The 11,514-nt window shown below is 65.2% G+C and carries 6 protein-coding genes; 2 read left to right on the forward strand and 4 right to left on the reverse strand.

The window, feature by feature from the left end; genetic code table 11:
- Positions 1 to 300 precede the first annotated feature (300 nt).
- Genes recD through recC form a run of 3 tightly spaced genes read right to left on the reverse strand, consistent with a single transcriptional unit; the run spans position 301 to position 9,541 of the window.
- Complete coding sequence (gene recD, locus C6P64_RS16340; RefSeq protein WP_170073133.1) at positions 301 to 2,307, reverse strand: exodeoxyribonuclease V subunit alpha; 2,007 nt, start codon at positions 2,305 to 2,307, stop codon at positions 301 to 303.
- The gene (gene recB, locus C6P64_RS16345; RefSeq protein WP_105749606.1) at positions 2,304 to 6,014 is read right to left on the reverse strand and encodes an exodeoxyribonuclease V subunit beta; all 3,711 of its coding nucleotides are present in this window, start codon (positions 6,012 to 6,014) and stop codon (positions 2,304 to 2,306) included. Before recB ends, recD begins: the two co-directional genes overlap by 4 nt.
- 23 nt (positions 6,015 to 6,037) lie before the next feature.
- Positions 6,038 to 9,541, reverse strand: a complete 3,504-nt coding sequence (gene recC / locus C6P64_RS16350) for an exodeoxyribonuclease V subunit gamma (protein WP_105749607.1) — start codon at positions 9,539 to 9,541, stop codon at positions 6,038 to 6,040.
- A gap of 264 nt (positions 9,542 to 9,805) precedes the next feature.
- Between recC and C6P64_RS16355 the strand changes: the two genes are divergently transcribed.
- Together C6P64_RS16355 and C6P64_RS16360 are read left to right on the forward strand one after the other, a co-directional pair.
- Positions 9,806 to 10,102, forward strand: a complete 297-nt coding sequence (locus C6P64_RS16355; RefSeq protein WP_105749608.1) for a hypothetical protein — start codon at positions 9,806 to 9,808, stop codon at positions 10,100 to 10,102.
- Between the two features lie 226 nt (positions 10,103 to 10,328).
- The gene (locus tag C6P64_RS16360; protein ID WP_170073134.1) at positions 10,329 to 11,057 is read left to right on the forward strand and encodes a hypothetical protein; all 729 of its coding nucleotides are present in this window, start codon (positions 10,329 to 10,331) and stop codon (positions 11,055 to 11,057) included.
- Between the two features lie 11 nt (positions 11,058 to 11,068).
- Here the strand turns inward: C6P64_RS16360 and C6P64_RS18280 are convergent.
- Positions 11,069 to 11,514 (reverse strand): hypothetical protein (locus C6P64_RS18280; RefSeq protein WP_170073135.1); only part of this gene is annotated, 446 nt, incomplete at its 5' end.

Genomic DNA, 11,514 nt, shown 5'->3' on the forward strand with positions numbered 1-11,514 from the left:
ACTTGTGTTAGCGGCTGTTAGTCGGGCATTTGGAGTATTGCACTGGCTACCGGCCATGTTCATCAAGTGCAACAGTTTCCATTCTTTACCCTCCTTGCGAGCCACCCAATGGTGCGGTGACAAGGGTGATTGTGGAATGGATAAGCGTCATAAGTTGACGTGATCTTGTGTAGACAGGCTTCAAATGGCGGCTTGTGACTCGATTGTTGGGTCTACCCCTACCCAGACAGGGGTGATCCTGACTTCGTTCGCGTTGGCCTTTCTTGAAGGTGGGTTTGGCGGTTTCTTGAACTACCTCGCTCAATCCCTATCCAGCTTCAGCCTGAGCCCGCTCGAACGCTTCACGGGGGTGGCGATGGCTGTCAGCAAGGCGCCTGAGCTGCCCTCGACCAGCGACAAGCTGGACTTGGCACGTGTGATGCCGGTGTAGACCAGTTCCCGCGTCAGCACTTCGTTCGTTCCGCTGGGCAGCACCAGCAGCGTGTGCGTGAATTCCGAGCCCTGGCTCTTGTGCACGGTCATCGCGAAGGCGGTCTCGGCATGGGCCAGCCGGCTGACCGAGACCGAGCGCAGGCTCTCGCCGTCCAGGAAGTAGGCGCGCAGCGCGCCTCCTGCGCTGTGCGACGGCAGCACCACGCCGACGTCGCCGTTGAACACGCCCAATGCGAGGTCGTTGCGCGTGACCATGACGGGGCGCCCCGGGTACCAGGCGCCGGTCGGGCTGATCCAGCCTGCCTTGGCCAGTGCTTTCTGTATCTGCTGGTTGATCTCCCGATCCCCCCAAGGCCCGTCGTGCACCGCGCACAGGATCCTGAAGCCCTCAAAGGCACGCAGCACCTGCCTGACCCAGGCCGCGTGAGCTTGCGGATCTGTTCTTGTGGTGTCTGGGCGTTCGTGCATCCGCTTCAGATAGTCGGCATGACAGGCCCGCGCCCCATCTCGTCCCTCGACCGCCAGCCGGATGACGACTTCAGGATCGTGTCGCGACGATTGCCAGACGGCCGGACTCGGTGTCGATAGCAGCGACTTGGCATCTTCCTGCTTGTTGTCGTTGACGGTCTGGGCGAGCTGGCCGATGACCGTCCCGAAGCGGTGGCTGAATTGCAGCGTGAGGCTGCGTTGCGCCAGTCCCGATCCGACCTGAGTCCCCGCCGGGATTACTTCGCCGCAAGTCTTTTTCAGGTATTCGACCGTTGCCTGGCTGTAATGCTGGCCGTCTGCCTGCTGGCACAGGTCGCCCAGCACGGCGCCGGCCTCCACCGATGCCAGCTGATGCTGGTCGCCCAGCATGACGAGTCTGGCATGTGGAGGCAGGGCCTGCAGCAGTGCAGCCATCAACTCCAGATGCACCATGGAGGTCTCGTCGACGATCAGCAGGTCGACATCCAGCGGGTGGCGGCTGTCGTACTTGAAGCGGCGCGTGTCGGGTCGGGCGCCGAGCAGCGAATGCACCGTGCGGGCTGCACCGATGCGCCGGGTCAGTTCCGCCAGATCAACCTCCTGGCTGACGTCCGCAGGCAGTTGCGTTAGCGAGGCCTCGATGGACTGCTTCAGTCGGGCGGCGGCCTTGCCGGTGGGGGCGGCCAGCGCGACCTTGAGCTGGGCGGGGTCGGGATGCATGGCCAGCACCAGGGCCAGCAGGCGCGCGGCAGTGTAGGTCTTGCCCGTGCCGGGTCCGCCGGTGATCAGGGTCAGACGACCGCTGAGGGCCAGCGCGCAGGCTGCCTTCTGCCAGTTCACCCCGGCTTTCTCATCCTTGAAGGGAACGAAGAGTCGGTCCAGCCATGCCCTGGCCTTTTCTGTATCAACCGGCAGCACATCGGCAGTGCAGGCTGCCAGCGTCGTGGTGACCTGCTCCTCGTAGATCCAGTAGCGCCTCAGGTAGAGCAGCGGCATCTGCAGGGTACCACCCAGTACCAGCGGCTGGCCTGCGTCCGGATCAGCTGCACCCCCATCGTCCAGGACTTGCCGCACCAGCCGGCTGGTCCGAATGGCCTCGACCCAGCCTGCCGTGCTGGTTGGCATCCTGGTCCAGACGGCATCAAGCTCATCATGCGAGGCCGCGGGCCAGGCCAGCAGTTCCCGGGGGCTGGCGACCAGCTCGGACAGGGGCAGACAGGTGTGGCCCCGTCCTTCCAGCTGGGCCAGGATGGCGCTGGCGACGATCAGGGCCTCGGTAGCTTCAGGGTCGCGCTGGCTGACGAAGCTGGCCAGCGCGCTGTCGAGTTGGCGTAGCCAGCCGAGATCGGACCAGCGTTGCAGGGTATGGGTCAGCTCGGTGTGGACCGTGTGAGCGGTGGCGGTCATGCGCATACTTCCTCATTGCCGAGCATGGCATCGAGCTGGCTATAGAAATCGGTTCCAGGCTGGAGCACGCAGGCCCCGCGGCCGGGATGATGGATGCCACGCAGGAAAAGGAAGACTGCGCCGCCCAGGTGCTGCTGAGGGTCGTAACTCTCCCCGAGGCGGCTGGAGAGCAGCCGGTGCAGCGCGCTCAGGTAGATGGCCGCCTGAACGTCGTAGCGGTGCCTGGCCATCGCCTGTGCGATCGCGTCGCTGCCATAGTCCTGGTCGTCCTGGCCGAGGTGGTTGGACTTGTAGTCCAGCACCCAGTAACGACCCTCGTGTTCGAACACCAGGTCGGCAAATCCCATCAGCATGCCGTGCACGACCGACGACTGCAGGGCAGGACGCTCGACGCCGGGTAGCAGGTGCTCGCGGCAGGCCTGGTCCAGCGCGTCGATGCGGATGCGCTCGAGCGGCAGCCAGAACTCCATCTCGGCCCGGGCGGTGTGCAGCTGGGCCAGTGCCGCGCCAGGTCCGGGCAGCGGCGTGGTCGTGATGTGCTTGAGCCACTCAAGTACCTCGTCCGCCCGTTCGCCGTAGTCCGAATGTTGCAGGCGCTGCAGCAACTGCTCGCCGAGCTGCGGGTCGCTCTCGAGCCCAAAGCCGCGCCCTGCCAGCCATTCGAGCTGCTCGTGCAGGAAGTTGCCGGCAAACGGCCCGCGCTTGAAGGCATGCTGGATCGAGCTGGCGGCCTGCTGCAGTGGCGCCGCTATCGCCAGCAGCGCCACGCGCTCTTCCTTGTCCGCACCCAGTGTCACTTCGTCATCGGAAGCGCGCGGGCTGCGCATGGAGGACGGGGCAGGGCCCGTCTCCTTGAGCGAGCTGGTCAGGCGCGAGTAGCTGGCTATTGTCCAGTCGCGCTCGATGGGCGTGCCGAACTGAGGGGCGTCCATCAGAGTGTTCTCGGTCCCTCCCGCCGCGAGCCTGGTGCACGCCGTGGTATGAGAGGCAGCGTGCAGGGCGATGGCCTGGCAGCCTTGCGCCAGTTGCACCAGCTGCTTTTGCCACTGCTGCGGCGAGAGGGCCTGATCCTCGCCGAACAGGTAGCCAATGGCACTCTTGTGACTCTGGCAGTCCTGGCCATTGCCTACCCTAAGGGCGGCAAAGCCGATCCACAGGGCATGGCGCGGGCGGGTCAACGCGACATAGAGCAGTCGCAGGTCCTCGCGCAGCCGCTCCTGATCGGCGCGTTCCATGTCAGTCTTGTCGGGGTCCAGGATCACCTGGCGAGTGCCCGGTCCATCGGGCAGGCTGAGCACCTTGGCAGACTTGGCGTTCACCTCGCGGAAGCTGGTGGGAAACGGCAGGCAGACCAGCGGGAACTCGAGCCCCTTGCTCTTGTGGATTGTGATGACCTTGACCAGATCGGCATCGCTCTCGAGCCGGATGATCCTGTCGTCGCTATCGCTGGCCTCGTCCTCGATCTGCTGCTGCAGCCAGCGGATCAGGGCCTGCTCGCCATCGAGTTGCCGGCTGGCGTTCTGCATCAGCTCGGCCAGGTGCAGGAAATTGGTCAGGCGTCGCTCGCCACCCAGGTCCTGGTCCAGCCAGCGCGAGGCGAGCTGGAACTGGTGCAGCGTCTGGCGCAGCATGGCGAGCACCCCCTGCTGCTGCCAGACCTGATGCAGCCCCAGCAGCCGGGCACTGTGGCGGTCGAAGGCCTCGTCGTCGCTTGCCACATGACCGAGTTCGTCCAGGCTCAGGCCGAGACTGCCGGTGGCCAGCGCCGCGCGCACCAGGGCCGCGTCCTGCGGCATCGCCACGCCGCGCAGCCAGTGCACCAGGTCCCGGGCCTCGTCGCTCTGGAACACCGATTCCTTGTCCGACAGATAGACCGACGCGATGCCCCGCTGCTGCATTGCAAGACGCACGGCGGCGGCCTCCTTGCCGGTGCGCACCAGCACGGCGATGTCGCTCGGGCGCAAGCGCTCGAAGCTGCCATCGTTTTTGGCAAAGCCGGTGTCGGGCTCGTTGAGCCAGCTGGCGATCTGTTCGGCGCAGCGCTCGGCAAAGCGTGCCTTGATGCTGTCGCCGTTCTGCAGTTCGAGGTCATGCACCAGCGTCAGCGCTGGCAGGTCTCCCTGGGGACCGACCAGGCGCTCGCTGCGGCCCTGGGCTGCTACCTTGACGAAGGGCAGGGGATTGCCCTGTGCACTGGCGAAGCGGAACGCCGCCAGCGGCTTTTGCTCGGCCTGCAGGAAGCAATGGTTGACGGCATCGACCAGCGCCGCAGTTGAGCGGTAGTTGATCCCGAGCACATAGTGGCGGCCCTCGGTGGCCTGGCGCGCGCGCAGGTAGCTGTAGATGTCGGCCCCACGGAACCCGTAGATCGACTGCTTGGGGTCGCCAATCAGCAGCAGCGCGCGCTCGCGCGAATTCTCGTGGCTGCGGTAGATCTGGTCGAAGATGTCGTATTGAAGCGGCGAGGTGTCCTGGAACTCGTCGATCAGCGCCACCGGGTATTGCATCAGGATGCGCTCGCGCAGCCGCGCACCGTGCGGGCCATGCAGGGCAGAGCCCAGGCGGTCGAGCATGTCGGCAAAGCCGAAGCTGCGGCTCTGGCGCTTGAGCCGGTCCAGGCGCCGGGCCACATGGCCGGCTGCATGGCGGCGCAGCCGGGGGCTGAACGGATTCTGCTGGTACTGCGTGACGACGGACTCGAACCATTCAAAGGCCGGCGGGATTTCCACCAATGCCGGCGCTGCCACGGTGCGCGCCTGTCGCAAGCCACTGGGCGTAAGCCGGACCAGACCCGTTCCCAGATCGGGCAGGCAAAGGGGCGTCTTCTGCTCGGCCCACTCGGTCAGCTGGTCGAACCACCGCCTGACGCTGGCGGGTTGCAATCTATTGCCGTTCCAGTGTCCTGGATGGTTCAGCAGTTGCTGCTGCAGCCATTGCTCCATCGCCTCGACCTTCTCATCCTTGTCGATGAGCAGGTTCTGCAAAGGACGTGCCCAGCCCGTGATCAGGTCCTGCAGCGACTGCTCTGGATTCTGCGTCTCGATCCGCAGGTGGATCAGCTGCGCCACATCCTTGCGCAAGGCGTCGATGTCCTTCCAGATGCCGAGCACCTGCTGGAGCAGGTCGGCAGACAGCGGATAGCATTCGCTGCGCCAGTAGTCCTGCACCGCCTCGACCAGCAGCGCCTGCTCGTCAGCCACCAGCTCCTCGTCGAACAGGTTGCCGCTGTCGAAGGCGTGTTCGCGCAGCATGCGTTGGCACCAGGCATCGATGGTGTGCACGCTGGCCTCGTCCATGCTTTCGGCGGCCACGGCCAGCCGCCAGGCTGCCTGCTTGCGCGCCGGCCCGGCCGGGTAGTCCTGCATCAGCTGGGCGAGGAACTTATCCCTGGCGTCGACCGCTTGCTCGCCACGAAAGCAGCGTGACGCCTCCAGCAGGCGCTTGCGGATGCGGTCGGACAGCTCGCGTGTGGCAGCCTTGGTGAAGGTCATCACCAGGATCTCGGACGGAGCCAGGGGACGGCCAAAGGCTGAACCGGGGTCGGTTGCGGTGGCGTCCTTGCCGTGACCGAGCACCAGCCGCAGATAGAGCGCGGCAATGGTCCAGGTCTTGCCGGTGCCGGCACTGGCCTCTATCAGTCGGCTACCCCACAAGGGAAAGTTTTCGGCAATCAGGGCTTGGGGTTCGGCGCTGGGGGTCTGTGTCATGAATGGTCTCTAGGCAGGATCGATCAGGCGTGCTGGGCTTCGGAGCGCTGGACCTGTCGCACATGCTCCTTTGCCCACTTCAGCAGGGGGGCGTAGATCTGCTCGGCCAGCTGCTGCAGCCGGCCGTCAGCAGCCAGAGCTTCATAGCTTGGGTAGAGCCGGGCCAGACAAGGTTCGTTGACCTCGGCTCGGCTGCTGTCGTATTCCGTGCCTTCGTACACCTGCTCGGGGCCGTTGGGTCCCACCAGCTCGGCAGCGAGCGCGATTCCGGTTTTGAGAGGCAGGGGCAGGGGAGACTGCATGCCATCGAACCAGAGCTGGAGCAGGCCAGCCAGAACCGGGCTGGCCTGCTCGGGTGTCATCGCACGGATGTGCAGCGTGGCGTCCTGGCCCACCAGCAGGCCATCGAGAGAATGACCGCAGGCTGCTGCTGCGAGCGAGCGGACCCAGGCGTCGAGCAGCTTGTCCGGTCGCGGGGTATCCTTGCCCAGCAGGCGGCCCGGCTCAAGCTTCAGCCAGGTGCCCCCGTCAGCACAGGGGGCGCCATCGGCACGCTGGTGCACTTGGTCGATCCAGTCGCGCAGCAGGACGTGATGGTTCTCGTCCACGGCTTGTTCGAACAGGATAGGCTTGCGCGGGAGCGCGACGGGGTAATCCTTGCCTGCTGCCTGCCAGGCACGGGTCATGCTGGTGAGGGTGCTGAGCAGCTCGTGCTGTTTCAGGTCGCCAAAGCCCGCCATCGGCAAGGCGCCGCTGCGGCGCAGGCGTTCGAGGGCGACCGGCACGGCGTGCGTCAGCGCCTGGGCGCGGGTGGCCTCGGGCCAGTCAAGGACCTGGTCGCGGATCAGCTGGTAGTTCTCCAGCCCGTCGACCGTGAAGACTTCATCGTTGGGGGCCTCCTCGTCCTGATCCTCGAACACCACACCCAGCCGCTCGCGGAAGAACACCTTGACCGGGTTGCGCAAGAAGGAGCCCAGCCGCTGCAGCGTCAGCGGCGCGCTAGGGTCGGGAACGAAGCCGGGCAGGGGCGGTGCAGCGACAGTAGCCTCTGCGCTGCCTTCCTTGTGCAGGGTGTGCCATTCATGCACGAAGGTCTGCAGGCGGGAGCCCTGCTCGAAGTAGCGGCGGCTGAAAGGTTGTAGCGGGTGTTCGGTCGTGCGTGTCTTCACCGCCTCCTCGCCCCAGACCGCTGCCATGTAGTCGCGCAACTGGGACACCAGCACCGAGGGAGGCTGTTCGCTGTTGTCCAGTGCGCTGAAACCGGTCCAACTGATGTAGAGCAGGCTGCGCGCCGACAGCAGTGCCTCCAGCATCAGCTGGCGGTCGTCGTGTTGGCGGGAGCGGTCACCCGGCCTGTGCTGGCCTGGCAGGCCCATCAGGTCGAAGTCGTTGCGCATGCCGCGGCGCGGATAGTCACCATCGTTCATGCCCAGCAGGCAGACCACATCGAAGGGAATGGCGCGCATCGGCATCAGCGAGCAGAAGGTCACGCCACCGGCGCGAAAGCGCTGCTTGAGGCTGGGCAGATTCAGCGCTTCGAGCCAGGCCTGCTCGAAGACCGGCCATGCGACCGGCTCCTGGAAACCGGCCTGTGTGCAGGCGCTCAGCCAGTGCGTCAAGGCGTCCCCCAGAGCAGAGACAGCGTCGCGCTCCTGTTCATCCAGTGGTTCAAACAGGGCCTGCAGCAGGTCGCGCCCGCGTGTTGCCCAGCTGGACGGGGTGGCGGGCTGAGCGGCCTGCTGCAGCCAGTCAATCAGGGTCTGGACCAGCCTGGCCAGCACGCCGGCCAGCTCGGCCTCGAGTCCTCCGATCTCGTCATAGGGTTCGATGCCATCCCAGCCGCGCGCATCTGGCAGTTCGTCCAGCGAGCCGGTGGCGTAGCCCAGCAGCATGCGCTGCAGACCGAACCAGGCGCTGTTGGGGTCGCCACAGGCCTCAAGACCCAGTCCTTCGCGATGCCCCTGGTTCAGGCCCCAGCGGATGCCGGCGCCGCTCATCCATTGAGTCAGCCTGGGCAGCTGTTCGGCCGACAGGCCCAGGCGACGCGCGATGGCCGGCACTTCCAGCAGATCGACCAGCTCGCTGAGGCGGCAGCGCTGCGTGGGCAGCTTGAGCATCCATTCGAGTGTGGTGACGATCGGGCTGCTGGACTTGGCGCTCAGGTCCGCGATGTCGTAGGGGATGAACCGCGGATCGCGCCGCGGGTACTGGTCGAACACGGCACGGATCGCGGCGGCCATCGGCTCGATGTCGGGCACCATCACCACGACGTCACGCAGCGCAAGCGGCTTGCTATGTGCCTCTCGGGTCTGGATCAGCTGCAGCAACTGGTCATGCAGGATCTCGAGTTCGCGCACCGGACCGTGGGCGGCATGGAAGACGACGGATCGGTCCGCACTGGTCAGGGTTTCGACCTCGCGCTCGAGCGGCAGGGGTTCGAGGTCACGGATACGGTTCTGGATGCGCCTGAGCAAGGGCGTGGCGTCATCCTCTTCGCTGCTGTCGAACAGGTCGATGCGTGGCAGATTGAAGTCGTTCTGGGTGGCCGCCGCATCGTCATGGGCATCCAGCAGCCGGATGTAGTCACGGCTTTGACGCCCCCAGGCAGCCAGCAGCGGATGGGCGTGCTGGTGCATGTCCTCCAGGTTGACGCTGGAGAGGTCCTTGCCACCCTTGTTCGCCTGCCGGCGCCGCTGGGCACGCAGCAGCTCGCGGCCTTCGATGATGTCGCCCCAGTAGTAGCGGCAGGGGTTGGGCACGGCCAGGATGACCTGGCTGTGGCGGCTGAGTGCGGCCATTGCCTCCAGCGTCGAGCCTGGCAGATGGCTCATGCCGAACAGCACGACGCGGCGCGCCACCCTCCCGGAAAACTCCTCCGGTCCTCGCAGGCGCTTGAGCGCCGCCTGGTGCAGCCGGGGCCGGATCGCGCCACGTTCACGCTCGTCCATGGCCTGCAGCACGGCGCGCCACAGGACCGGTTGCCAGCGCTGCTCGTCGGGCACGGGCAGCCGCCGGCCATCGGCCTGCAGCAGCTGGTCGCGACTCTCGGCCCAGTCCTCCAGCCAGTCGGCGCGGTAGTTCTGGTACTGGTCGAACAGGTCGGCCAGCTTGTTGGCCAGCGGCAGCAGCCGCTCGCTGGCCTCGTCCTTGAGATAGCCTTGGACAGGCGCAAACTCGGCCTGGTCGAGCAGGCTGGGCAGCACCTTCATCAGCCGCCAGGTCATCGGCACCTTGTCCAGCGGGGAGTCGCGCGGGACCGGCTCGGGGGCCAGCACCTGCCGGTAGGTGGTCCACAGGAAGCGGTTGGGCAGCTCGACCCGGGTGGCCGCGCAGATCCTGGCGCGGCGGGCCATTTCCATCTTGAACCACTCGGCCATGCCGTTGCTCTGCACCAGCACGACCTCTTCCTCCAGTGGCCTCAGGGGGTTGAGACGAAGCCATTCGATGACGGTCTGCACTAGGTCCTCGAGTCGGTTGCCGTGCAGGGCGATGAAGCCGGGTCGGATGGGCGTTGTGTGAGCGTTCATGGGAGCGGGGTGGCGCTGAGTTCGTCAACGGTTTGGTTGTTGACATTGAGTTTTGCAGATTTGTGCGACGTTTACTGTCGTGGTCGCCTTGGTCAAAGCGCATGCTCAGGATTTAGCGACTCTGCGCGTGGCTGGTCTGCCATCCATCTGCTGTCTAAGGTTGTGCGGCACGCTTTCCAGAACATTGGTCAAAGCCATCGAGTCTGTGCTCAGCCGAATATGATGGCAGAAAGCAAATTACAACCCTGAGCTTCCATTCGCCGCATGCCCGTCAAGATCATCCCTACTGACCAGCTCGAGGCCAGCGATGTACCACCTGACAATGCTGAGCTCGAAGATTTGTTCCGGTTCGCCTATACGTTTGACGGCTACCAGCACTGGGGCTCTTTCTCGCGCTGTGCCGAAATTGCGAACGCGCGGGACCATGGCAATCTGGACAAGCTGAGAACCTGCCTGTTCTTCGAGGCCAGGCGCTGGCGCCATTTCGGCGACTTGCCCGATGAAGAGGAGAGCCGGTACTGGCGCTCGCTGGTGGCAGAGATCCGCCAGCGGCTGCAGTGACTGGACTCGCTCTCGCCGCAATGGCTGGCCCAGGCCATTGAGCGCGAGGCCGTGCCGGACAACACACAGCGCGAACACTCGCTGGGCTGGTTAGATCCTGCGGCCGGCAACGGCACCTACGGCTGTCATCCGGTCTTTTCAGTTGGAACTTCCTTGAGCAGGCTCACTTTGTGAGCCATTGCCGGCAGAAACTGGCGGCATGCCCCAAGATCGTTCTTCTCCATTGTTGTCACATTCCCCGGTTCACCCTGCCGGCAAGCAAGGGACCGATGTCACCTCCCGCCTCAATCCGCGCGAGGGTCTGGTGCTCTACTATCCCGGTGCTGGCACGGACTACGGCCCGCTGCAGCATTTCGCACTCAATTTGGATCTGGCGGTGGTGGTCTATGTCGACTACCTGATCAAGCCGGAGATGATCCAGGACATGTTGCGCAGATTCAGCGCCACCACGCCCGAACTGCAGCGCGTCTCGCCCCGGGATCTGGCGTGCCATGCCTGGGCCGATTTCTGGCCCGACGACTCGCGCAGCCTTCTGTTCGCCAAGCCGTCGCACGCCTTCGGTTTCATGTGCGACCTGCAGATCCACCCCGAGCGCAGCACGCGGCTGATCTACCTCGCGACCGAGGGCCACAAGACCTATCAGAATCTGCTGGGTACCCGGCTGCAGCCGGATCTGGTCGTGCTGCAAGACCATGGCTTCGGCGGCAACTGGCGCGATTTTGGCGGCTTCAGTCCGATGTACCGCATGGCGCGCGCAGCCAGCGCATTGCCGCCGTTGTTGTTCTCGGCCGGCGAGAACACCCGGGTCTGGCCGGGCTACCAGGCTATCGGCGAACCCGTGCTGCTGCGTGGGCAGATGCACCAGTACGAGCGCAGGCTCTACCAGCTCGAGGATGCGAAGATCCGGACCGAATGGGATGCTGACGAGTCGAGCTGGCGTTGGGAGTGGGACTGAGCCACAGCCTGTCACCTCTCGCTATCCCACCAGCCTTCGTGATCCGTGCTTGGCGGGCGCTGCTCGGCCAGCACGCGTCGGTAGCGCTGTCCGTCGAAGCGGTAGACCTGGTAGGTCGGCACGCGGCCATCGGCGGTGAGCTCCTGCGCGAACGGACCCTGCCCGGGATCGAGCAGAAACTGCCTGCTTGCCAGGAACTGACGCTCCAGGTGCAAGTCCAGGGTGGGGCCAGGACCAGGTAGAAAGCGGTAGAAGCTCTTCCAGCTGACGTCAATCAGCCTGCCCTCAGGGCCGATGAACCGGTCATGACTACCCCCTATCTCCGCGCCGAATACCTCGCGCATCCGACCTCCGGTTGGCATCAGTACCGATAGCAGCTGATAGACGCCTTGTGCGTTCGCATTCCAGCGGCAGACGATGGCGTAGCGCCTGCCGCCGGCTCTGTTGCGTAAATTGA

Origin of the sequence: Malikia granosa, assembly GCF_002980595.1 — a bacterium.
Taxonomy (GTDB): Bacteria; Pseudomonadota; Gammaproteobacteria; order Burkholderiales; family Burkholderiaceae_C; genus Malikia; species Malikia granosa.

Excerpts from the sequence above, each read along its gene's own strand:
- C6P64_RS16355 (WP_105749608.1), top strand. The coding sequence starts at position 9,806 with ATGCCCGTCAAGATCATCCCTACTGACCAGCTCGAGGCCAGCGATGTA.
- recC (WP_105749607.1), bottom strand. The coding sequence starts at position 9,541 with ATGAACGCTCACACAACGCCCATCCGACCCGGCTTCATCGCCCTGCAC.
- recD (WP_170073133.1), bottom strand. The coding sequence starts at position 2,307 with ATGACCGCCACCGCTCACACGGTCCACACCGAGCTGACCCATACCCTG.
- recB (WP_105749606.1), bottom strand. The coding sequence starts at position 6,014 with ATGACACAGACCCCCAGCGCCGAACCCCAAGCCCTGATTGCCGAAAAC.